The sequence below is a fragment of the Rhodococcus rhodochrous genome (genome assembly GCF_014854695.1).
Classification (GTDB): Bacteria; Actinomycetota; Actinomycetes; order Mycobacteriales; family Mycobacteriaceae; genus Rhodococcus.
In genome coordinates, this window is the sequence record NZ_CP027557.1 from 1 (window position 1) to 22,894 (window position 22,894).

Sequence of the window (22,894 nt, forward strand, 5' to 3'; positions counted from 1 at the left end):
GTGGATAATCGTGTGGAAAACCGGTGATCAAAGGGAGGGAAGCTGCGTGAGCGACGAGCCGAACGCGCTGGCCGATGTGTGGACGGACGTCGTATCCGAGCTGACCATCGACGACGGAATGCTGACGAAGAGCCAGAAAGCATGGCTCGCGCTGGTCAAACCGATCACGCTCGCACAGGGATTCGCCCTGCTCTCGGTGCCGTCCACCCTCGCCCAGCAATCGATCGAACGCGATCTGCGCGAACCCATCCTTCGCACCCTCAACCGGCACCTCGGTCACCGGGTCGAGGGTCTCGGTGTGCGCGTCGAACCGCGGGAACGCGTGGACGACCCCGCCGAGGATCCCTACGCCGAACCCCGTGACACGCTGCCTCTCGAGGGTCTGCCGGAAGATGCACAGCCTGTGAACCCGCGCACGGCAGAGCCTCGCAGCCGTGACCCGCGCACGGTAGAGCCTCGCAGCCGTGACCCGCGCACGGTAGAGCCTCGCAGCCGCGATCTGCGTCGCGACCCTCCGATGCCCCGGGATGCCGCCGGCCCGCGGGACGGGGCTGAGGCCAGGGACGGCGTCGGGCCGATGGACGGGGGATTCACCCGGGACGGCATGCTTCCCGGTGAGGGTGCGGCCTATCGGCGACGCCTGATCTCCTCGCGCGAGCACGACATGCTCGAGGCCGACCACGGCGAACTCGAGGAGGTCGACGACGACCGGGAGGCCATGACCGCCGTCCGCGAGTCGTGGCCGTCCTATTTCACCCAGCCCCCGCCGCCCGAGACGCCGCCCATCGGCAGCAGCAGCCTCAACGCGAAGTACACCTTCGACACCTTCGTGATCGGGGCGTCGAACCGGTTCGCGCACGCCGCGGCGGTGGCGATCGCCGAGGCACCGGCACGGGCCTACAACCCGCTGTTCATCTGGGGTGCCTCGGGCCTGGGGAAGACCCATCTGCTGCACGCCGCCGGCCACTATGCACAGCGACTCTTCCCGGGCATGCGGGTGAAGTACGTCTCCACCGAGGAGTTCACGAACGACTTCATCAACAGCCTCCGCGACGACCGCAAGGTCGCGTTCAAGCGGCGTTACCGCGAGACCGACATCCTCCTCGTCGACGACATCCAGTTCATCGAGGGCAAGGAAGGTATCCAGGAGGAGTTCTTCCACACGTTCAACACTCTCCACAACGCCAACAAACAGATCGTCGTCTCGTCCGACCGGCCGCCCAAGCAGCTCGCGACGCTCGAGGAACGACTGCGGACCCGGTTCGAGTGGGGACTGATCACCGACGTCCAGCCTCCCGAACTCGAGACGCGCATCGCGATCCTGTCGAAGAAGGCACGCATGGACGGCCTGAACGTGCCGCACGACGTGCTCGAGCTGATCGCGAGCCGGATCGAACGCAACATCCGCGAACTCGAGGGTGCCCTGATCCGTGTGACGGCCTTCGCGTCGCTCAACAGGCAGCCGCTCGATCTCACCCTCGCCGAGGTCGTGCTGCGTGATCTGATGCCGGACTCCTCGGCTCTCGAGATCAATGCCGCCACGATCATGGCCGTGACCGCGGAGTACTTCGGAACGTCGATCGACGACCTGTGCGGGCCCGGAAAGGCACGGCCGCTGGCCCAGGCCCGCCAGATCGCGATGTATCTGTGCCGCGAGCTCACCGACCTGTCGCTGCCGAAGATCGGGCAGACCTTCGGTCGCGACCACACCACAGTCATGTACGCGGACAAGAAGATTCGCAAGGAGATGACCGAGCGTCGCAAGGTCTACGACCAGGTGCAGGAGCTCACCGCGCGTATCAAGCAACGGTCCAAGCGCTGATTCCTCGAGCCTCGAGTTTTCATCCACAGGGAGCGTCCACAGGGCGCTCCCTGTCTCGTATCTCGAGAAATTTCCGGTCCCCACACCTGTGGACAAGGGTGTGCAGAACGTGGGATCTTTGTGGACGAACGGTGGACAAAGAATGAACAGTCTCGAGGAATCCACATTCGTCCTCGAGAACTCCTCGAGTTCATCCTCGAGTTCGACCCCCTCGAGAACGTCGCCCCACCAGCCTAGACGGTCGTTCGTCCACAGATTCCACAGGCCCTATTACTACTTCTGTGAGTTCTCTTCAGAAATCTTCTTTCAAAACAGGTGTGTGGAGAGCGTCGGTCCACAGGCCCTCGAGTGAGGCTCACGCCTCGAGCCTCCCGGCTTTCCAAGCAGCGAGGGAAGGCATAACGTGGACCCGCATCCCCCGGCTCCGCCTCATCGGTGTCGGGGTTCTGTGACAGACTTCGTAGACTTGTCGAGACCACGATCGAAGGGATCCACCGGGCGATGGAGCTGGGAAGTATGAAGTTTCGTGTGCCTCGCGAGGACTTCGCTGATTCCGTTGCATGGGTTGCCCGAAGCCTTCCGTCGCGACCCCCCGTTCCCGTCCTGGGCGGTGTCCTGCTCGGAGCCGACGAACGCGGGCTGACGGTCTCGGGCTTCGACTACGAGGTATCTGCGCAGGTCCACGTCTCGGCCGAGGTCATCACCCCCGGTCAGGTGCTGGTGTCCGGCAAGCTGCTCGCCGACATCACTCGCGCGTTGCCCCACAAGCCTGTGGATGTCGTGCTCGACGGCACCCGCGTGCTCATCACGTGCGGTAGCGCCAAGTTCTCGCTCCCCACCATGCCTGTGGAGGACTACCCGCAGCTGCCCGCGCTCCCGCAGCAGACCGGTGCGCTCTCCGGCGATCTGTTCGCCGAGGCCATCAGCCAGGTCGCCGTCGCCGCCGGCAAGGACGACACGCTCCCCATGCTCACGGGCATCCGAGTGGAGATCGAGGGCACCGACATGGTGCTCGCGGCCACCGACCGTTTCCGTCTCGCAGTGCGCAAGCTCGAGTGGATGCCCACCGCGGAGTCCACCAGCTCGGCCGTGCTCGTGCCCGCAAAGACCCTCTCCGAGGCCGCGAAAACTGTTGGCGGGTCGTCCAACTCCCCGGTCCAGCTCGCTCTCGGCAGCGGGTCGTCGGTGGGCTCCGAGGGCCTGCTCGGCATCGTCGCCGAAGGTCGCCGCACCACCACGCGCCTGCTCGACGCCGAATTCCCCAAGTTCCGCCAGTTGCTCCCCAACGAGCACACCGCGATGGCGACCGTCGAGATCGCACCGCTGGTCGACGCGATCAAGCGTGTCGCGCTGGTCGCCGAGCGCGGTGCACAGGTCCGACTCGAGTTCACCGAGGGCAGCGTGATGCTGTCGGCCGGTGGCGACGACGCCGGCCGCGCCGAGGAATCGCATCCCGCGGAGTTCTTCGGTGAACCGCTGATCATCGCGTTCAACCCCGGCTACCTGCTCGACGGCCTGACGTCGCTGCACACCGACAAGGTCTCGTTCGGGTTCACCACCTCGAGTCGTCCGGCCGTGCTGCGGCCGGCGCTCGACGAGGAGCCCGTGCCGGATTCCTCGGGTACGTTCGCCGCTCCGGACAGCGATTACACCTATCTGCTGATGCCGGTGCGCCTGCCGGGCTGACCGGCCCCGAGACTGGAAAGCCGTGTACGTTCGCACCTTCTCGCTGCGCGACTTCCGTTCGTGGAGAACGGTTTCCGCCGACCTCACTCCGGGGGCGACGGTCTTCGTCGGGCGCAACGGACACGGGAAGACCAACCTGCTCGAGGCCCTCGGATATCTGTCGACGCTCTCGTCGCACCGGGTGTCCTCCGACGGCCCGCTGCTGCGGGCCGGCACGTCGCGGGCGTTCGCCGGGGCGCTGGTCGTCAACAACGGTCGTGAGCTCGGTATCGACATCGAGATCAACGAGGGCAAGCAGAACCGGGCGCGGATCAACCAGTCGCCGGCCCGGCGTCCTCGAGAGATCCTCGGCATCCTCCGCACGGTGCTCTTCGCCCCGGAGGATCTGTCGCTCGTGCGCGGCGACCCGGGCGATCGCCGGCGGTTCCTCGACGAACTGCTCAGCACGCGTTTCCCGCGGATGAGCGGGGTTCGGGCCGACTACGACAAGGTGCTGCGCCAGCGATCCGCCCTGCTCAAGACCGCGGGGGGAGCGCTGCGGCGCGGGAGTCGCTCGAGCGACGGGGCGAGTGCTCTGGCGACCCTCGACGTGTGGGACGGCCATCTCGCGGCCCACGGAGCCGAGCTGCTCGCCGCGCGCATCGCGTTGCTGCACGAACTGGCCCCGCACGTGTCCGAGGCGTACCGGTCGATCGCGCCCGAGTCCCGTCCGGCGAGCCTGCGCTATCGCAGCAGCCTGGCCGACGCACTGCCGCCCGAGTTCTCCGACCCGGCCCGGACGCCGGCGCCGGACGATCGGGAGTTTCTCGAGACCGTCTTCCTCCACCGCCTCGCGGACGTGCGGTCGAAGGAGATCGAACGCGGCGTCTGCCTCGTCGGACCCCACCGTGACGATCTCGACCTGATGCTCGGTGCCGAACCCGCGAAAGGCTATGCGAGCCACGGCGAGTCGTGGTCGTTCGCGCTCGCGCTGCGGCTCGGCGCGTTCGCCCTGTTGCGCACCGACGGCACCGATCCCGTTCTCATGCTCGACGACGTCTTCGCCGAACTCGACCGACGGCGCCGCTCCGCCCTCGCCGAGGTCGCCACGACGGCCGAACAGGTGCTGATCACGGCGGCCGTGCCGGAGGACGTGCCGGCCGAACTGAACGGCGCCCGATTCCCCGTGCATGCCGAGGACACCGAAGAAGGTCGTATCTCTGTGCTGGGATCGGTGCAACGGGAGACGGACCCGATCACCGGGGAGGTCGGATGAACGACGAACACGCAGGTCCCGAACGCGGTGCCGGGCCGGAGCGCAGCGCGGACGAGCCGGAGCTGAAGGGCATCGATCTGGCCCGCCGCGCGCTCGAGGAGGCTCGAGCTGCCGCCAAGGCGAGTGGTAAGGCCGTCGGCCAGGGACGCGCGTCGCGCGGCCCGCTGCGTCCGAAACGACGACGTCGCGGCTGGTCGGGGCCCGGTCCGGACGACCGCGATCCCCAGACACTCGGTTCGCTCGCGCAGTCGCTGTCCAAGCAGCGGGGCTGGTCGGCGCACGTGTCCGAGGGCACCGTCATGGGGAGTTGGGCGCGGGTCGTCGGCGACGACATCGCGAGTCATGCCCAGCCGACCACGCTGCGCGACGGGATCCTGCACGTCTCGGCCGAGTCGACGGCCTGGGCGACGCAGCTGCGGATGATGCAGTCGCAGATCCTCGCCAAGATCGCCGCGGCCGTGGGGCACGGGGTGGTCAAGGAACTGCGGATCACCGGCCCGACGGCTCCGAGCTGGCGGAAGGGCGAACGCCACATCCGCGGCCGCGGACCGCGCGACACCTACGGGTGATCCCGAGCTCGCTCCCGGGCCGTACGAGGCGCGAAAATCGGAGCGCGTAGGAAATCACGCTGTCCGGGTCGCAAAGGGGCCGCTACGGGGACGTCAGCGGTGCGGAACGCCCGCTTTCGTGTCCACCCCGGCACAAGGCTCGCGGGCACGTAGGATGGACAGGAATGCGTCGCGCGCGTGCGCGGGGCCGATCGGAGAAGGAGAGCTACCCACCCGTGGCTGCCCAGAAGTCGAACAACAACAAGAACGAGTACGGTGCGTCGTCCATCACCGTCCTCGAGGGTCTCGAGGCGGTGCGCAAGCGCCCCGGTATGTACATCGGTTCCACCGGAGAACGTGGCCTGCACCACCTGATCTGGGAGGTCGTCGACAACTCCGTCGACGAGGCCATGGCCGGTTACGCGTCGAAGGTCGAGGTCACCCTCCTCGCCGACGGCGGTGTCCAGGTCGTCGACGACGGTCGCGGTATCCCCGTCGCCATGCACGCCTCGGGTGTGCCCACCGTCGAGGTCGTCCTCACCCAGCTCCACGCCGGTGGCAAGTTCGACTCCGATGCGTACGCCGTCTCGGGCGGTCTGCACGGTGTCGGTATCTCCGTGGTGAACGCGCTGTCCACAACTCTCGAGGTCGCGATCGACCGCGACGGATACCACTGGGAACAGACGTACACGAACTCCAAGCCCGGTGAACTGGTCAAGGGTGAGCCGACCAAGCGCACCGGAACCACCGTTCGGTTCTGGCCGGACCCGGAGATCTTCGAGACCACGACGTTCAACTTCGAGACCGTTGCGCGTCGATTGCAGGAGATGGCGTTCCTCAACAAGGGACTGACCATCACCCTCACCGACGAGCGGGTCGCGCCCGAGGAGGTCACCGACGAGGACGTCCCGGAGACCGCCGAGGCTCCCAAGACCGCCGAGGACGAGGCCGTCGAGGCCGCCGAGCCCGAGGTCCACAAGGTCAAGGTCCGCACCTACCACTACCCCGGTGGTCTCGAGGACTACGTGCGTCACATCAACCGCACGAAGTCGCCCATCCACAACTCTGTCGTGGGGTTCACCGCCAAGGGCACGGGCCACGAACTCGAGGTCGCGATGCAGTGGAACTCGGGTTACTCCGAATCCGTCCACACCTTCGCCAACACCATCAACACCCACGAGGGTGGTACGCACGAGGAAGGCTTCCGTGCGGCGCTGACCACGGTCGTCAACCGGTACGCGAAGGACAAGAAGCTCCTCAAGGACAAGGACCCGAACCTCACGGGCGACGACATCCGCGAGGGTCTCGCGGCCATCATCTCCGTCAAGGTCGCCGAGCCGCAGTTCGAGGGCCAGACGAAGACCAAGCTCGGCAACACCGAGGTGAAATCCTTCGTGCAGAAGGCGTGCAACGAGCACATCTCGCACTGGTTCGAGGCGAACCCGGCCGATGCGAAGACGATCGTCACCAAGGCCGTGTCGTCGGCGCACGCGCGTGTCGCTGCCCGTAAGGCGCGCGAGCTCGTCCGCCGCAAGAGCGCGACCGACATCGGTGGTCTGCCCGGCAAGCTCGCCGACTGCCGGTCGAAGGATCCGAGCAAGTGCGAGATCTACATCGTGGAGGGCGACTCCGCAGGTGGCTCCGCCAAGTCGGGTCGCGACTCGATGTACCAGGCGATCCTTCCGTTGCGCGGCAAGATCATCAACGTCGAGAAGGCCCGCATCGACAAGGTCCTCAAGAACGCCGAGGTCCAGTCGATCATCACGGCGTTCGGTACCGGCATCCACGAGGAATTCGACATCTCGAAGCTGCGGTACCACAAGATCGTCCTGATGGCCGACGCCGACGTCGACGGTCAGCACATCGCGACGCTGCTGCTCACGCTGCTCTTCCGCTTCATGCGGCCGCTGGTCGAGGAAGGCCACGTCTTCCTGGCGCAGCCGCCGCTGTACAAGCTCAAGTGGCAGCGCAGCGAGCCGGAGTTCGCGTACTCCGACCGCGAACGCGACGCCCTGCTCGAGGCAGGTCTGAAGTCCGGCAAGAAGATCAACAAGGACGACGGCATCCAGCGTTACAAGGGCCTCGGTGAGATGAACGCCAAGGAGCTGTGGGAGACCACCATGGATCCGAGCGTCCGCATCCTGCGTCAGGTGACCCTCGACGACGCCGCTGCCGCCGACGAGCTGTTCAGCGTCCTGATGGGTGAGGACGTCGCGGCACGACGCAGCTTCATCACACGCAACGCGAAGGACGTCCGCTTCCTCGACGTCTGATCGTCATCGGTTCCGCTCGACTCGGAGACCGAATTTTCATCCGAACCCCCGCTGTGCCGTAAATCACAGCGGGGGTTTGCATGTCGTGCACCGGAAACATGGAAGGGCCGTTAGCCTTCTTCGTTACTCGTGAGTACACTCCAGTCGGCCATTTGTACGTGTGGCTGCCGAAGAGGGGGCCGGGGGCCGCGCAGGGTGCGGGAAGGACTCACACTTCCGTATCCGCTGTATGTCCCGATATGGTGCCCTCACCCGAAACGTCTCGTTCGACTGCACTCGATCGAAAACGCGCTCATCGGAGTGCAGTGCCGACTGGTGCTCGTCGCCCGGCGCGGACGGGGTGGAAGGAGAGCTGTAATCCATGAGTGACAAGTCGCCGCCCCAGCAGCGGTGGTGGAACATCGAGGGGTGGGGTCTTCGCAGGAAGGTCACCGCCGTTCTCGCTGTCCCCGTGACCGTGGCAATGGTCCTCGGTGGTCTTCGTGTCGAGAACGAGCTCAGCAACGCCGTCCACTTCTCGTCCGCGGCCGATCAGGTCGCGGCCGTGCCGGACATCGTCGAGTTCTCGACGGCGTTCGCGACCGCCACCGCGAGTGCCGCCGCCGGGACGGTGACGCCCGAGGAGATGGCCGCGCTCGGCGACGCCTTCGGCACCATCGCCTCCGTCACGGAGAACCCCGAGCTTGATCCGGCGGTCACCGCCGACCTGAGCCGTACTGCTGCCTCCGCGCAGTCGCTCTACACGAAACTGCAGGCCGGGCCGGTTCCGGTCGAAGAGATCAGTGCTGTCACCAACGAGGTCCGTGACAGCCTGAACCGCGTCGTCGAAGCGATTCTCGACGAGGTCGACGACCGCGAGATCCTCATCTACGGCGACCAGCTGATCAACGCCTGGTACTCGCAGCGCTATCTGTTCGGTCAGGTGCTCGGTGTGCTCCAGCTCCTCGCCGACCCGACCCAGCCGGGCACCGCGCTGGTGTCCGCCTCCGGCGCCGAGCTCGCGATGCTCGACCTGCTCGCCCGCTCCTACCCGATGGCCGATCAGCAGATCGCCGAACTGCGAGCCGGCGTCCAGGAGCGTGCCGACATGGTCGACGCGGCCGGTTCCGGTCCGCTCCCGATCCTCAACATCCGCGCGTCGCTGCTCAACAGTGTCGACATCTACGGCACGATCATCGACGAGGCGTCGACGCAGGTCAGCACCACGATTCAGGACCGCGCCGCGGAAACCCGCTCGGCCGCTCTTCGCGACACCGCGATCGTGCTCGCGGCCCTGCTCGCGGCCCTCGTGCTCGCACTCCTCGTGTCCCGCTCGCTGGTCGGCCCGATCCGCCGCCTGCGCTACGGCACGCTGAAGGTTGCGCGGCAGGAGCTGCCCGAGGCCATCGACCGCATCAAGGTCGGCGACAACATCGAGGACATCGAGTTCACCCGGGTCCCGGTGCACACCACCGAGGAGATCGGTCAGCTCGCCCGCGCCGTCGACGACATGCACGGGCAGGCACTGCGCCTCGCCGGCGAGCAGGCGCACCTGCGCCTGCAGATCAGCGATATGTTCGAGACCCTCGCACGTCGCTCCAAGTCGCTCGTCGAGCAGCAGCTCGGCCTCATCGAACGACTCGAGTACGAGGAGAAGGATCCGGCCCGACTCGAGAGCCTGTTCCGCCTCGACCACCTCGCCGCGCGCATGCGCCGAAACGGCGACAACCTACTGATTCTCTCCGGTACCCGCATGCGCCGCGGTCACTCCGCGCCCGTGCAGCTCGGCGACATCCTGCGCGCCGCGATGTCGGAGGTCGAGGACTACCAGCGCGTGCAGATCGGTTCGACTCCCGACGGTGCCCTCAGCGGCGCGGTCGCGACCGACATCGTGCATCTCCTCGCCGAGCTGGTCGACAATTCGCTGCGCGCGTCGCCGCCCGACAGCAACGTCACCTTCAGCTTCGCGCGTGCCGTCGACGGCGGCCTGCTCGTCGAGATCGCCGACCGCGGTATCGGTATCCCGGCCGACGAACTCGAGTCCATCAACCAGCGTCTCGCCAAGGGCGGCGAGGTCGGTCCCGATACCGCACGTCACATGGGCCTGTTCGTGGTCTCGCGACTGGCCGAGCGGCACGGTCTCACCGTGCGCCTGCGCCCGACCTTCGACACCGCGCGCAACCCGGGTATCACCGCGAGCGTCCACATCCCGGACGTCCTACTGGTCTCGCCGCTGGCGTTGTCGCACACCGGTCCTCAGTCCCGCATCGAGATCGAGGCGGAGGAATACTCGGCACCGCAGGCGCTCTCGGCGCCCGTCGCCCAGCAGGGTCTGCCCGCGGCCGACGACCGGCACGAGTACGCGTCGTCGCAGCCGGTCGACTCCGCCGACGATGTCCGTGCGGACGACTCCGACGATGCCTACGCGAACAACGGCTACGCCACCTATGTCGACGAGACCGCTTCCGCTGCACGGGATGCGGAGCCGTCCTACGAGGACGAACGACGCGGCGAGCCGCAGCGCGAAGCGGGACGGAACGAGTTCACCCCGTCCGCGGCGTCGTTCCAGGCACCGCCGCCCCGTGAGCCGCAGGGACAGCCGCGCGACAATCAGGCACCACAGGCATCCCGCGAGTTCGGCCCGTCTGGTCTTCCGCAGCGTCGCCCCGGTGGAACTCCGGGTCTGCCCACGCGTCAGCCGGGCGAGACGCCGGGTCTCCCGACGCCGCCCCGGTCGCCGCAGCCGCGCCGGATCGAGCCGGATGCCGCAGCAGCCTTCGCGTCGTCGCTGCCTCCGCGCGGTCCTCGGCGCGGGCCGGACGAGACCAACGGTCACTCGTTCGACGGACGCAACGGCGACGCGCGCAACGGCGACGGCCGCAACGGTGCCGGGCCGCGACCCGACGCCGATCAACCTCGCCGGGAAGGGCTTTCGGGTCTTCCTCAGCGTCGTCCCGGTACCACACCGGGTCTGTCGCCGACGGACTCCCAGCAGTCGCAGTCCTTGCCGGTCCGTGAGCCCCAGCAGGGTTCGGCACATCGTGCACCCGCCCCGCCGCAGCGACCCGCGTCCCCCGGTCTTCCGCAGCGTCGGCCGGGCGCGACTCCCGGCCTGCCGGGACGGGCTTCCGGATCGTCCCCGTCCGTTCCGCAGAACCGGCCGGACGCACCGAACCGTCCCGACCTGCCGCAGCGCGCACCCGCGCAGGATGCACAGCGCGCACCCGCGCAGGATGCGGACCGCCGGCAGCAGGAACCCTCGTCGGGTCTTCCGCAGCGCCGTCCGGGCAGCACACCCGGTCTGCCGCGTCGTCAGCCGGGCAGCACGCCGGGGCTTCCTCAGCGGCCCGCTGCGTCGACCAACGGTTCCGAGCCCGATTCGGCTGCAGCGGTCTCCGGTCCGAGCATCGCCGACGGTGGCTCCGTCTCGCCGCACAGCGACGCGCAGCAGGCGGCCCGCCATCGCTACCGGACCAACTCGGCGAAGACGGCATCGTTCTTCCAGCCGCGGCCCGACCTCGCGTCGGCCCGTCCGCAGCCGGCGAACACCCCGATCTTCACCACGATGATGTCGGACTGGCTCGTCGACCCGACGAGCCTTCCGGAGGACCGCAGGAAGCGGGAGTGGCGCTCCGCGGCGGACGCGGGTTGGGAAGCCGCACAGCGTGCTACCGAGGCCCCCGTGGAGGAGCACACCACCGCGGGTCTTCCGCGGCGCGCTCCCGGCGAGCGTCTGGTGCCGGGTGCCGTTCGGGCACCGGCAACGGGTGAGCTGCCGAGGACCATTCGACGTCGAGACCCGGAAGCCATCCGGGCCAACTTGAGCCGCCATCAGCAGGGTGTCCGCAACGGACGCGCCTCGGCGAATTCCAGCAATCGCGAGAACGACGAACAGGGAGTTCGATGAATATTGATCATGGATCCGACGCAGCTCGTCCATTGGACTGGTTGGTTTCCAACTTCGCGCGCGAAGTCCCGGGTGTCTCGCATGCCGTGCTCGTGTCCGCCGACGGTCTGCTCATGGCCGCCAGCGCCCACCTCCCGGTGGATCGTGCCGAGCAGCTCGCTGCGGTGACCTCGGGCCTGGCCAGCCTGTCCAACGGTGTGTCGCAGTTGTTCGACGGTGGTGGTGTGCTGCAGTCCGTCGTGGAGATGCAGCACGGCTACCTGCTGCTGATGAGCGTCGGCGACGGCTCGCACCTGGCGGCTCTGACCGCCTCCGAGTGCGATATCGGACAGGTCGGTTACGAGATGGCGCTCCTGGTCGATCGAGTGGGTGCTTCGGTCGAAGCCACCCCGCGGGTCGGTCTAGGGTCCTGACGTCGAGGTGGCCATGGAATCGCGGAAGCCGGAGTCGGTGCCGGACCAGCCCAGTCTGGTCCGGCCCTACTCCCTGACTTCGGGACGTACGAGTCCTGCGGTCGAACTGGCGTTGGAGGCGCTCATCCAGGCCATTCCGGGAACCGACGATCGGTCCCGGGATCTGGACAACATCAACGCCACGATCCTGGAGCTGTGCAAGGAATCACCCTCCGTCGCGGAGATCGCTGCGCGCGTGGGGGTGCCGATCGGCGTGGCACGCGTGCTCGTCGCCGATCTCGTCGAAGCCGGACACGTACAGATCCTGGCCACGCTGAAAGACGATTCGAGCGACGCGGAGCGTCGTGAGCTGATTGAAAGGGTCCTCAGTGGACTTCGCGAACTCTAACGCCACGAAGCGCGTGACCTCGACCAAGATCGTGATCGCCGGAGGCTTCGGCGTCGGTAAGACGACTCTGGTCGGGGCGGTGTCGGAAATCGTGCCGCTTCGTACCGAGGCGCTCGTGACGAACGCCAGCGACGGCGTCGACAACCTCTCTGCGACACCGCAGAAGGCGACTACCACGGTCGCCATGGACTTCGGTCGTATCAGTCTGGCCGACGACCTCGTCCTCTACCTGTTCGGCACGCCCGGACAGCACCGCTTCTGGTTCATGTGGGACGACCTGATCCGCGGCGCCATCGGTGCGATCGTGCTGATCGATACGCGTCGCCTGGACGAGAGCTTCGCCGCCGTCGACTTCTTCGAAGCGCGCAATCTCCCGTTCATCGTCGCCATCAACGAATTCGACGATGCGCCCCGGTACCCGCTCGAGGACATCCGTCAGGCGATGGCGATCTCGGCGGACGTGCCGATCGTGTCCATCGATGCGCGCGCCCGTGAGTCGGCGAAGCAGGCGCTGGTCACCGTCACCGAATACGCCTTGCGGAAGCTGCACCAGCCGGTGACCCAGTAATGGGGGAGGGCCTCGAAGTCTTCACGATGGGCTCGTGGGTCACGGTCCTCGCCTATCTGACCTCGGCGATCGGGGTGTTCGTCGGGGTCACCGGTGCTCGGCGGGTCCGCACCACCTCCAGTGACCGATTGCGTTCGTACTGGATGATTCTCGCGGCGCTGGTGAGCGGCGGCGTGGGTGTCTGGCTCGCCATGTTCCTGCCGATGGCGGGCTTCAACGTCGAGGACAGCGTGGTGCGGTACGACACCGTCACCATCGTGTTCTCGATGCTCGTCGCCCTGGTGTCGGTGTACGTGGCGTTGCTCGTCGCGATTCCGAACAACGCTCCCGCCACCCTCGTCCGGACGGTCACGGGTGCTCTCGTGCTGGGCGCCGGCCTGGCGGGCGTGCCGTTCTCGGTCCTCGCCTCGGTGCGGATCCAGGGCTCGCTGACCTTCGATCCCCTCTGGGTCGCCGCGGCGACGGGCTTGGCGATCGCGACCGCCGTGGGCTTCCTGGCCCAGGTGAAGACCGCGGACACGTGGCCCAAGCGCCTGTTGAGCAGCGCCTTGGCCGGTGCCGCAGTGATCGCGGTGCACTTCCTCGCCGCCGCGTCGGTCCGTGTGGAGATCGACCCCGCGGTAGTGGTCTCCGGTGGGATCGAGGTCTTCTCGATTCTCTTCCCGCTCTTCGTCGTCGGCCTGCTGTTGCTGGCCGTCCCGATCGTCCTGGTGCTCCAGGCCCCGGATCGTCTTGCGGCGGAACTGGAAGCGGAATCCGAGCGGTGGGCGGCGGACGGCCAGGCAGAGCCCGTCGACGGTCGGATCTTCTGAAGATCGTCCTAATTTGTTGTCACCCAAAACATCTGGTTGAAATCCCGGAAGTGGAGTAGCCTTCTGCGCAGCGTCGGGGGTCGCTGTCGGTCTACTCGGCACGACACGGACCGATGCGCCGTGCGTGCCGCTTCCTTGGGGGCAACATGTCGCACGAGGTTCACCATTTCTCCATGGGCGGTTGGCTTTTCGCTCTCTCCTACATCACGTCCGCGGTCGGGTGCTATGCCGGTCTGTCCTGCGCGCGCAAGGCTGCGAACGCGTGGACGTCGGTCGCCCGGACCCGATGGACACTCATGGCAGCCCTGTCCATCGGGGGCGTCGGAATCTGGTTGATGCACTTCATCGGGATGATGGGCTTCGACGTACCCGGTTCCGCGATCCGTTACGACCTCGGGCTGACGCTGCTGTCGGTCGCGCTCGCCGTGACGGCCACACTGTTCGGATTGCGGATCGTCGACACCGACGTGCAGTGGATCCGCGCCTTGCCGTCGGACGTCCGGCTCCTCGTCGGCGGCGTCATCATGGGCTTCGCCGTCGCCGGAATGCATTACAGCGGCATGGCCGCGGTGCGGATCCAGGGCGAACTCGAGCAGGGGCGGTCGTACGTCGCGGCGTCCGTGGGGATCGGTGTCGTCGCGTCGATCGTCGCGTTGTGGCTGTCGCGGGTCGCGGAACGGCCGGCCGTGCGGATCCCGGCCGCCGCCGTCATGGGATGTGCAGTCGTGGCACTGCACTACACGGGCATGGCCGGGATCGCGGTGACCGTCGATCCTTCCGCTCCGAATCCGGAGGGAATGACCATCATGACCTTGCTGTTCCCCGGATTCATCATCGGTGTCGCGCTGCTCGCGGTGCCGGTCGTGGCTCTGATGGCATCGGCGAGCATCCAGGACCTCGAGCAGGATCGGGAGGTGGCGACCTGGCTCGTCCCGATCCGGTCTCCCGTCCCCACGGACGACATGTGAAACGGTGATGTGATGTGAACCCCCACAGTGCGATAAGGTCGCTTACGCTGCTGGAAAGTCGGGGTGCAGCTCGCATCGGGTAGGTCGTGGCGCGCGCCCTCCGAGCGCGGTGGTGACAGCGCGCCGCTGTGAGGACCTCACGTGTCGCACGACGTACACCATTTCTCCATGGGGATGTGGGTTTTCTTCCTCTCCTACGCCACCGCCGTGATGGGCTCCTTCGTCGGATTGTCCTGCGTCCGGCGGTCGCTCGACGAGCCGCGGCGCAGCGGCAACTGGTGGCTCCTCATGGCGTCGTTGTCCATCGGCGGCGTGGGTATCTGGCTCATGCACTTCATCGGCATGATGGGCTTCTCCGTGCCGGGTACGACCATTCGATACGAACTGGCCCCGACGGTCTTCTCCGTCGTGCTCGCCGTCGTCGCGACCCTCGTGGGTCTGCGGATCGCCGACGTACACGACGTCAGCAAGCACCGCATTCCCGAATCGGTGCGGTTGCTCATCGGCGGTCTGTTGATGGGCGCGGCCGTGAGCATGATGCACTACAGCGGAATGTTCGCCATCCACATCCGCGGCACGATCGAACACGAGACGGGGTACGTCATCGCGTCGGTGATCATCGGCGTCGTCGCCTCCACCGCCGCGCTCGCGCTGGCCCGCCGCGCGCGGCGTCTCGAGGTCCGCGTCGTCGCGGCCTTCGTCATGGGATGCGCGGTCGTGGCGCTGCACTACACCGGCATGGCCGGCGTGCGGGTCACCCTCGATCCGAGCATGCCCGCGCCCGAAGGCATGACCGTGATGTCGCTGCTGTTCCCGGCGTTCGTCCTCGGCATCATCGTCCTGGCCGTGCCGATCACCGCACTGCTGCTCGCCTCCGACCCGGAGGACGCCGTGCGCGACGCCCGGCTCGAACAGTGGGCGTCGGAGGTCGAACGGCAGGTGGACCGCGACCCGGTCACCGGATCCCACATGTGAGAGCTCGGTTCCGGACGGATCTCGGCATGTGAAGTGCCTGTCCTTCTCGGCATTGTCTGACCTGCACCTATAGACTCGTGTGGTTGCGAGACGTCCGTCGGGCCGAAGGCCGGAGCCGGGCGTGCGAGCCGAGTAGAAGAAGGAGCTCATGACCGACACCACGTTGCCTCCGGAGGGGCCGGGGCACGACCGCATCGAGCCCGTCGACATCCAGCAGGAGATGCAGAGCAGCTACATCGATTACGCGATGAGCGTGATCGTGGGCCGTGCTCTGCCCGACGTGCGTGACGGTCTCAAACCGGTGCACCGTCGAGTGCTCTACGCGATGTTCGACAACGGCTTCCGTCCCGATCGCGGGTACGTGAAGTCGGCGCGCGCGGTCGCCGAGACCATGGGCAACTACCACCCGCACGGCGACGCGTCGATCTACGACACGCTCGTGCGTCTGGCGCAGCCGTGGTCGATGCGTTATCCGCTCGTCGACGGCCAGGGCAACTTCGGTTCCCGCGGCAACGACGGCGCTGCCGCCATGCGGTACACCGAGTGCCGGCTCACGCCGCTGGCGATGGAGATGCTGCGGGAGATCGACCACGAGACGGTCGATTTCCAGCCGAACTACGACGGCCGCACGCAGGAACCGACGGTTCTCCCCAGCCGTATCCCCAACCTGTTGATCAACGGTTCGGGCGGTATCGCGGTCGGTATGGCCACCAACATCCCGCCGCACAATCTCGGCGAGGTGGCGGAAGCCATCTACTGGGCGCTCGAGAACTTCGAGGCCGACGAGGAGACCACCCTCGCCGCGGTCATGGAACGGATCAAGGGACCGGACTTCCCGACCGCCGGCCTGATCACCGGCTCGCAGGGCATCCACGATGCCTACACGACCGGTCGCGGATCGGTGAAGATGCGCGGCGTCGTGGAGATCGAAGAGGACTCCAAGGGCCGCACCAGCATCGTCATCACCGAGCTGCCCTACATGGTCAACCCGGACAACCTCATCACGTCGATCGCCGAGCAGGTCCGCGACGGCAAGATCGCGGGCATCTCCGACATCCACGACGAGTCGTCCGACCGCGTGGGCATGCGCATCGTCGTCACCGTCCGCCGCGACGCGGTGGCCAAGGTGGTTCTCAACAACCTCTACAAGCACACGCAGCTGCAGACGAGCTTCGGCTGCAACATGCTGTCGATCGTCGACGGAGTGCCGCGCACGCTGCGCCTCGACCAGATGATCCGGTTGTACGTCAACCACCAGATCGAGGTCATCGTCCGGCGTACGCGGTACCTGCTGCGCAAGGCCGAGGAACGCGCCCACATCCTGCGCGGCCTGGTCAAGGCCCTCGACGCGCTCGACGAGGTCATCGCGCTCATCCGCGCGTCGCAGACCGTCGACATCGCGCGCGCCGGCCTGATCGAGCTGCTCACGGTCGACGAGATCCAGGCCGACGCCATCCTGGCGATGCAGCTGCGTCGCCTCGCTGCCCTCGAGCGTCAGAAGATCGTCGACGACCTCGCCGAGATCGAGCGCGAGATCGAGGACTACAAGGACATCCTGGCCCGTCCGGAGCGGCAGCGCGCCATCGTCCGCGACGAGCTGAAGGAGATCGTCGACAAGTACGGCGACGAGCGTCGCACGCGGCTCGTCGCGGCCGACGGCGATGTCAACGACGAGGACCTCATCGCACGCGAGGACGTCGTCGTCACCATCACCGAGACCGGTTACGCCAAGCGCACGCGCACCGACCTGTACCGCTCGCAGAAGCGCGGCGGCAAGGGCGTCAAGGGTGCCGAGCTCAAGCAGGACGACATCGTCAAGCACTTCTTCGTGACGTCCACGCACGACTGGCTGCTGTTCTTCACGACGAAGGGTCGCGTCTACCGCGCGAAGGCGTACGAGCTGCCCGAGGCGAACCGCACGGCGCGTGGTCAGCACGTCGCGAACCTGCTGGCCTTCCAGCCCGATGAGCGTATCCAGGGCGTCATCCGCCTCAAGACCTACGAGGATGCTCCCTACCTGGTGCTCGCGACCCGCAACGGCCTGGTCAAGAAGTCGCGCCTGTCCGACTTCGACTCCAACCGTTCGGGTGGCATCGTCGCGATCAACCTGCGCGGCGACGACGAGCTCGTCGGCGCGGTGCTGTGCTCCGCCGAGGACGATCTGCTGCTCGTCTCGCAGCAGGGCCAGTCGATCCGTTTCTCCGCCACCGATGAGGCGCTGCGTCCGATGGGCCGCGCGACCTCCGGTGTGCAGGGCATGCGGTTCAACGGCGAGGACAAGCTGCTCTCGCTCAACGTCGTCAAGGAGGGCACCTACCTGCTGGTCGCGACCTCGGGTGGTTACGCCAAGCGCACCCCGATGGAGGACTACCCGGTCCAGGGTCGCGGCGGTAAGGGTGTTCTGACCATCCAGTACGACCGCAAGCGTGGCAACCTGGTCGGGGCGCGCATCGTCGAGGACGACGACGAGTTGTACGCCATCACCTCGAGCGGCGGTGTCATCCGCACTGCGGCGAAGCAGGTGCGCAAGGCAGGCCGTCAGACCAAGGGCGTGCGGCTCATGAACCTGGCCGAGGGCGATACATTGCTCGCGATCGCGCGCAACGCCGACGAGCCGGACGAAGCCGACGCAGCCGGAGCTAAGGAGTCGTAAGTGAGCACTCCCCAGGGACCGAACGGGGCCGATCGCGGGCAACCCGGTCGGAAGCCGGAGGACCGTACAGAGAACGAGGTGAAGCCCGAGAACACGGGCACGCAGCAGGGCCCGGCCTCGGAGCAGAAACCGGCACCGGAGAACCGGTCGTCGCAGTCGTCCCCGGCACAGCCTTCGCAGGCTCCTGGGGCACCGGCGCAGGGTTCGTCCGCTCCCGCAGCGGGAGCAGTGGACCCGGCACCCGTGCAGGGTTCGGCCGACCAGCAGCCGGCAGCAGGCCGGAAGGCCGCCGAGCAGACGGCGAAGGCGGCGCAGGACACGCCTGCTCAGGGCGGCTCCCAGAAGTCCGGTGGTGCCTCCTCGGACGGTAAGAACGGGTCGGCTGCGGCCGATCAGCCGGCCACAGGTCAGCAGCGCACCGCACAGATGCCCCGCTCCGGCGGCCCGACCCCTCCCTGGCAGCGGGGAGCGGCGTCGGCGCAGTCGGGCTCTCCGCAGAACGCTCCGCAGACGAACGTTCCGGGTGTGGGTCCGGGTCTGTCCAAGCAGGGTGGAGCGCCTCAGCGCCCTGCTGCGGCCTCGGCCAAGGGCTCTGCGGCCGGAGGTCCGGCGCCGTCGACGCGTCCCGTCGTGACCGGCACAGCGGCTCCCAAGGCTGCCGGAGGAGCTCGCCCGGCCGGTGGCGGAGACGCCGCGCGCGGGGCGGGCGACCGGGCTGCTGCGGCGAAGGCGAAGTCCGCGGTCATCGACGGCCCGACGCGGCACATCGAACGCAAGGATCTCGCCAAGGACCTGCCGGATCTGTCCGCGGTGAAGCATCCGTCGACCGGTTCGCCGAGCACGGGGGAGACCCCGCAGGTGAACGCTCCCACCGCCACCGCGGTTCCCACGGCGATCCCCGCCGCCGGACCGCTGCGGGCCACCGTGCAGATCCGCCGTATCGACCCCTGGTCGATGTTGAAGATCTCGTCGGTGATCTCGGTGTCGTTGTTCTTCGTGTGGATGATCGCGGTCGGCCTGCTCTACGGCGTGCTGGCCGGCATGGGGGTGTGGGAACGCCTCAACAGTGCATTCACCGACATCGTCTCCGACGCCGGTAGCGGTGCGCTCGTCTCGGCCGGCCAGGTGTTCGGCTACGCGACGATCATCGGCATCGCCAACACGGTGTTGCTGACAGCTCTCGCGACCCTCGGTGCGTTCATCTACAACCTCTGCACCGATCTCGTGGGCGGCGTCCAGGCCACCCTCGCAGACCCGGATTGACCTGCAGGAACGCTGCCCCGCCGAGGCGATTTGTTTCCGGCGGCCCCGGTGGGGTAGTGTTCCATCTCGGTTCGAGGGCCTATAGCTCAGGCGGTTAGAGCGCTTCGCTGATAACGAAGAGGTCGGAGGTTCAAGTCCTCCTAGGCCCACTCCCGTGCCGGAAGGATGATCGGAATGAGGGTTCTCGCACTCGTGGGAACCGGGATTCTGATCGTTCTCGGAATCGCTCGCATGCTTCGGAGCGAAGACGAATGGCACGCGGTTCCCAGTCGCTGACGCGGCGGACGGGGCCTTAGCTCAGTTGGTAGAGCGCTGCCTTTGCAAGGCAGATGTCAGGAGTTCGAATCTCCTAGGCTCCACAATCACATGAATACAGGTAGAGGGCGTTTCCGATCTTTCGGAAGCGCCCTTTCTCTGTTGCTTCCCCGGCCCGTGTGCCCACATTCCACACTCGAAGGGTGACACCCCGCCTCTCTCCGCGACTCGCCGAGATCGTCGCCGCGCTGCCGCTGGAGCCGCACCTGCGGGTGCTGGAGATCGGGTGCGGTCCCGGTGCCGCAGCACGGGCCGTCGCCGAACGGTTGACCACCGGACACATTCTCGCCATCGACCGTTCCCGCACGGCGATCGACCAACTGATCTCCTCGTCCGGCGACCTCGTAGCGTCGGGGCGGTTGAGTGCGCGCTGCGTCACCATCGAGGACTTCGTCGTAGGGGAGGGGGAGGAGCCGTTCGACCTCGTCTTCGCGATCAGGGTCGGTGCACTCGACGGCCGGCATCCCGAAGCCGGCAGGATCGCTCTGGAGCGGATTGCAGCGGCGACACGGCCGGATGCGCGCCTGTTCGTCGACGGTGGTGCCCCCCTCCGGGAGCTTGGCATCCCGAGGTGATCGTGAACGGTCCCGAATCGACGGTCCGTTTCACGTGAAACATCAGGAGAGCGCGGTGGTGAGAACCCTACGGATCGAGGAGCGCACCTCGCCGAGTTCGCGGCCGGATTCGATCAGTTCCGTGCCCTTGTGCACGAGGGCGGTGACGAGTTCGGCGTCGAGTTCGGGATCCGCGACTCCTCGGGCGCGCAGCGCCTCGACGAGGGGGAGGACCAGGTCCTGGTGCATCGCGTGCATGCTCTCGTCGCTGAACGCCTGAGGTGTGAAGGTGGCGAGAGCACCGACGATCGCGTGTTCTCCTTCGGCGACCAGTTGCAGGTTGACGTCGATGTACGTCAGCACCCGCTCGGTCGGATCGGAGACCTTGTCCATCGCCTCGACCACGCGCTCGTTCCAGCGGGGGAACAGGTCGACGACGACTGCGTGCAGCAGGTCGTCGCGAGAATCGAAGTAGTTGTAGACGCTCGACCGTGCCAGACCGGCACGGCGGGCGACGTCGCCGAGGGAAGGTGCCTGTTCCGGCTTCTCGGCGAGGAGTTCGAGCGCTGCGTCGAGGAGGGCACGGCGCTGCGCGGCGCGATGCTCCGCGACCGTCGCTGCGGAAATCTTCGGCACCGCCGGCCCTCCTCGTTCAGCTGTCGATCACTCAGTCGTGTGGTCGAAGTCTTCCGTCGACCATCTCCAGCACGCGGTCGCAGTGCCGCAGGACTTCGTGGTCGTGGGTGACCATGATCGTAGCCACTCCGCTGGTGTGGGTTTCCCGTGCCAGCAGTTCGACGACCTCGTGGCTGCGTGTGCGATCGAGGGCCGCGGTGGGTTCGTCGACGAGCAACAGCGACGGTTCGGCCATCAGAGCACGTGCGATGCCGACCCGCTGACGCTCACCGCCCGAGAGCTGTCCCGGACGACGATCGGCGCGGTGCTCCATGCCCACCGAGGCGAGCAGTTCGGTGGGATTCCGCCCGTGCCGTCCGGTGATCTTCTCGACGAGGAGCAGCTGATCGCGCGCCGTGAGGGCGGGGAGGAGGTTGCCGGACTGGAACACGAAACCGATGCGTTCACGCCGCAGCTTCGTGGTGGCCTTCCGGTCGAGCTCGGTCAGGTCGATCCCGTCGACCTTCACGGTGCCGGAGGTGGGTCGGCTCAGGCCGCCCGCGACCGCCAGCAGGCTCGACTTGCCGGCGCCGGACGGGCCGACGATCGCGACGAGTTCGCCCGGCGCGACATCCAGGTCGACGTGGTCGAGGGCGTGGACCGTGCTGTCACCGTCGCCGAAGGACAGGCAGACGTCGGCCAGGTCCAGACCCGTGGTGGTGACGGTCATCGGTTCTCTCCCAGTGCTGCGAGCGGGTCGACGCGGACGATGCGGGTCACGGCGAGGGCGGCGCCGACGAGGCCGAGGACGACGAGCAGGACGGCGCCCTGCACGATCGGCCCGGTCTCGAGGACGAACGGCATGCCGCTGCCTTCGAGGCCCGATCCGAGACCGAGTCCGATGAGCACGCCGACGGCCACGGAGCCGACGAGCACGATCACGGCCTGCAGGAGCGAGTCGCGTAGGAGGAAGCCGGTGGAGGCACCCATCGCGCGGAGCACGGCGATCTCCCGGCTGCGCTGCACCGTCCAGATCGTGAAGAACGCTCCGACGACGAGGGCGGAGATCGCGTAGAGGAACGCGATGATCATCGACATCGTCATCATCTCGGCGCTGTAGCCGGGGGAGGCGTCGAACGATTCCTCGAGGGTCTTCGCGGCCGTACCGGCCTCGGCGTCGCCGGCGGCGAGGTCGGGCAGTGTTCCGCCGACGCCCTCGATCGCGACCACGCTGGCTTCGGTGTACGCGCTCGGGGGGACCTGTTCACCGAGGCGGACGCCGGCATGGATCTCCTGCCAGGTGTTCAGGGGCAGGTAGGCGACGTCGACGTGGCCGAAGGTGCGCTTGTCGGAGGTGAAGCCGACGACGGTCAGCCGGGTGCCGAGACGATCGACGACGATGGTGTCGCCGAGTTCCACGCCGGTGTCGCGGGCGCTGTCGCTGAGGACGACGTCGGTGTCACCGCCGATCGGTGTCCCCTCGGCGACCGAGGGTTCGAGGAACGATCCCGGCCGGATACCGAAGAGGGTGAGGTCGACGGGGACCCCACTGTCGGTCTTCGCGTTGACGATGGTGTTGCCGAACAGTTCGGCCCGGGCGACGTCCGGGCGGGCACGCCAGGCGTCGGCCTGGTCCTCCGTGACCACGGATCGGGAGAACGCGGAGTCGGTCTTGGTCCCCTCGGCGAAGGCGAACGCCTGGACCGGTGTGCGCTGCAGGGCGGAGACACCGTCGACGACGAGACCGGACGACAGTCCGGACAGGATGACCATGAGGATCGAGATGAGCGCGACGACCGCGCCCATCAACAGGAAGCGGGTACGCGCGAACCACAGTTCGCGCAGGGCAAGAAACATGCGGAGTCCTTCGTGGGCTGGACCGGACAGGTGCCCCCGATCT

At 67.3% G+C, this 22,894-nt stretch carries 18 protein-coding genes and 2 tRNA genes; 17 read left to right on the forward strand and 3 right to left on the reverse strand.

All coding sequences use genetic code 11. The features are described from left to right. The first annotated feature begins 46 nt into the window (after positions 1-46). From dnaA to C6Y44_RS00085, 17 genes are all read left to right on the forward strand, one after another. The gene (dnaA, locus tag C6Y44_RS00005; RefSeq protein ID WP_159417111.1) at positions 47-1,822 is read left to right on the forward strand and encodes a chromosomal replication initiator protein DnaA; all 1,776 of its coding nucleotides are present in this window, start codon (positions 47-49) and stop codon (positions 1,820-1,822) included. A 501-nt stretch (positions 1,823-2,323) separates the two neighbouring features. Beyond that, positions 2,324-3,508, forward strand: coding sequence for a DNA polymerase III subunit beta (gene dnaN / locus C6Y44_RS00010; protein ID WP_159417110.1), 1,185 nt, complete (start codon positions 2,324-2,326; stop codon positions 3,506-3,508). 22 nt (positions 3,509-3,530) lie between these two features. Next, positions 3,531-4,763 (forward strand): DNA replication/repair protein RecF, encoded by a 1,233-nt coding sequence (gene recF / locus C6Y44_RS00015; RefSeq protein ID WP_159417109.1) that lies wholly within the window; start codon positions 3,531-3,533, stop codon positions 4,761-4,763. Continuing rightward, positions 4,760-5,332 carry a DUF721 family protein gene (locus C6Y44_RS00020; protein WP_120280944.1) on the forward strand — a complete coding sequence of 191 codons (573 nt, stop codon included), beginning with the start codon at positions 4,760-4,762 and terminating at the stop codon, positions 5,330-5,332. The genes recF and C6Y44_RS00020 overlap by 4 nt, the downstream gene beginning before the upstream one ends. Positions 5,333-5,547: 215 nt before the next feature. Further along, positions 5,548-7,584 (forward strand): DNA topoisomerase (ATP-hydrolyzing) subunit B, encoded by a 2,037-nt coding sequence (gene gyrB, locus C6Y44_RS00025; protein WP_159417108.1) that lies wholly within the window; start codon positions 5,548-5,550, stop codon positions 7,582-7,584. Between the two features lie 361 nt (positions 7,585-7,945). Then, positions 7,946-11,470 carry a sensor histidine kinase gene (locus C6Y44_RS00030; protein ID WP_159417107.1) on the forward strand — a complete coding sequence of 1,175 codons (3,525 nt, stop codon included), beginning with the start codon at positions 7,946-7,948 and terminating at the stop codon, positions 11,468-11,470. After that, a complete protein-coding gene (locus tag C6Y44_RS00035) occupies positions 11,467-11,883 on the forward strand; it encodes a roadblock/LC7 domain-containing protein (RefSeq protein ID WP_006550917.1) in 417 nt (138 codons plus the stop codon). Before C6Y44_RS00030 ends, C6Y44_RS00035 begins: the two co-directional genes overlap by 4 nt. A 13-nt stretch (positions 11,884-11,896) precedes the next feature. After that, positions 11,897-12,271: a DUF742 domain-containing protein gene (locus tag C6Y44_RS00040; protein ID WP_006550918.1), complete on the forward strand. Its 375-nt coding sequence runs from the start codon at positions 11,897-11,899 to the stop codon at positions 12,269-12,271. A 13-nt stretch (positions 12,272-12,284) separates the two neighbouring features. Further along, the gene (locus C6Y44_RS00045) at positions 12,285-12,839 is read left to right on the forward strand and encodes a GTP-binding protein (protein WP_016691076.1); all 555 of its coding nucleotides are present in this window, start codon (positions 12,285-12,287) and stop codon (positions 12,837-12,839) included. Then, positions 12,839-13,651, forward strand: coding sequence for an MHYT domain-containing protein (locus C6Y44_RS00050; protein ID WP_192378600.1), 813 nt, complete (start codon positions 12,839-12,841; stop codon positions 13,649-13,651). Before C6Y44_RS00045 ends, C6Y44_RS00050 begins: the two co-directional genes overlap by 1 nt. Before the next feature lie 173 nt (positions 13,652-13,824). After that, the gene (locus C6Y44_RS00055; RefSeq protein ID WP_225623679.1) at positions 13,825-14,619 is read left to right on the forward strand and encodes an MHYT domain-containing protein; all 795 of its coding nucleotides are present in this window, start codon (positions 13,825-13,827) and stop codon (positions 14,617-14,619) included. Between the two features lie 168 nt (positions 14,620-14,787). After that, complete coding sequence (locus tag C6Y44_RS00060) at positions 14,788-15,594, forward strand: MHYT domain-containing protein (protein WP_225623680.1); 807 nt, start codon at positions 14,788-14,790, stop codon at positions 15,592-15,594. A gap of 148 nt (positions 15,595-15,742) precedes the next feature. Further along, complete coding sequence (gene gyrA, locus C6Y44_RS00065; protein ID WP_120280950.1) at positions 15,743-18,247, forward strand: DNA gyrase subunit A; 2,505 nt, start codon at positions 15,743-15,745, stop codon at positions 18,245-18,247. Then, the gene (locus tag C6Y44_RS00070) at positions 18,248-19,510 is read left to right on the forward strand and encodes a DUF3566 domain-containing protein (protein ID WP_159417105.1); all 1,263 of its coding nucleotides are present in this window, start codon (positions 18,248-18,250) and stop codon (positions 19,508-19,510) included. It abuts the gene before it with no gap. 75 nt (positions 19,511-19,585) lie between these two features. Beyond that, positions 19,586-19,659: transfer RNA gene (locus C6Y44_RS00075), tRNA-Ile, on the forward strand. Between the two features lie 137 nt (positions 19,660-19,796). After that, a tRNA-Ala gene (locus C6Y44_RS00080) sits at positions 19,797-19,869 on the forward strand. 99 nt (positions 19,870-19,968) lie between these two features. After that, complete coding sequence (locus C6Y44_RS00085; RefSeq protein WP_159417104.1) at positions 19,969-20,400, forward strand: SAM-dependent methyltransferase; 432 nt, start codon at positions 19,969-19,971, stop codon at positions 20,398-20,400. A 42-nt stretch (positions 20,401-20,442) separates the two neighbouring features. Here the strand turns inward: C6Y44_RS00085 and C6Y44_RS00090 are convergent, their stop codons facing one another. The 3 genes from C6Y44_RS00090 to C6Y44_RS00100 are packed head-to-tail and all read right to left on the reverse strand — an operon-like array spanning position 20,443 to position 22,851. Beyond that, positions 20,443-21,015 (reverse strand): TetR/AcrR family transcriptional regulator, encoded by a 573-nt coding sequence (locus C6Y44_RS00090; protein ID WP_159417103.1) that lies wholly within the window; start codon positions 21,013-21,015, stop codon positions 20,443-20,445. Between the two features lie 31 nt (positions 21,016-21,046). After that, entirely contained in the window at positions 21,047-21,724 is a 678-nt protein-coding gene (locus C6Y44_RS00095) for an ABC transporter ATP-binding protein (protein WP_120280954.1), read from the reverse strand. Further along, on the reverse strand, positions 21,721-22,851 hold the full coding sequence (locus C6Y44_RS00100; protein ID WP_174246959.1) for an ABC transporter permease: 1,131 nt from the start codon (positions 22,849-22,851) through the stop codon (positions 21,721-21,723). Before C6Y44_RS00100 ends, C6Y44_RS00095 begins: the two co-directional genes overlap by 4 nt. Positions 22,852-22,894: the final 43 nt, after the last annotated feature.

Excerpts from the sequence above, each read along its gene's own strand:
- dnaN (WP_159417110.1), top strand. The coding sequence starts at position 2,324 with ATGGAGCTGGGAAGTATGAAGTTTCGTGTGCCTCGCGAGGACTTCGCT.
- C6Y44_RS00020 (WP_120280944.1), top strand. The coding sequence starts at position 4,760 with ATGAACGACGAACACGCAGGTCCCGAACGCGGTGCCGGGCCGGAGCGC.
- C6Y44_RS00030 (WP_159417107.1), top strand. The coding sequence starts at position 7,946 with ATGAGTGACAAGTCGCCGCCCCAGCAGCGGTGGTGGAACATCGAGGGG.
- C6Y44_RS00035 (WP_006550917.1), top strand. The coding sequence starts at position 11,467 with ATGAATATTGATCATGGATCCGACGCAGCTCGTCCATTGGACTGGTTG.
- C6Y44_RS00040 (WP_006550918.1), top strand. The coding sequence starts at position 11,897 with ATGGAATCGCGGAAGCCGGAGTCGGTGCCGGACCAGCCCAGTCTGGTC.
- C6Y44_RS00050 (WP_192378600.1), top strand. The coding sequence starts at position 12,839 with ATGGGGGAGGGCCTCGAAGTCTTCACGATGGGCTCGTGGGTCACGGTC.
- C6Y44_RS00055 (WP_225623679.1), top strand. The coding sequence starts at position 13,825 with ATGGGCGGTTGGCTTTTCGCTCTCTCCTACATCACGTCCGCGGTCGGG.
- C6Y44_RS00060 (WP_225623680.1), top strand. The coding sequence starts at position 14,788 with ATGGGGATGTGGGTTTTCTTCCTCTCCTACGCCACCGCCGTGATGGGC.
- gyrA (WP_120280950.1), top strand. The coding sequence starts at position 15,743 with ATGACCGACACCACGTTGCCTCCGGAGGGGCCGGGGCACGACCGCATC.
- C6Y44_RS00095 (WP_120280954.1), bottom strand. The coding sequence starts at position 21,724 with ATGACCGTCACCACCACGGGTCTGGACCTGGCCGACGTCTGCCTGTCC.
- C6Y44_RS00100 (WP_174246959.1), bottom strand. The coding sequence starts at position 22,851 with ATGTTTCTTGCCCTGCGCGAACTGTGGTTCGCGCGTACCCGCTTCCTG.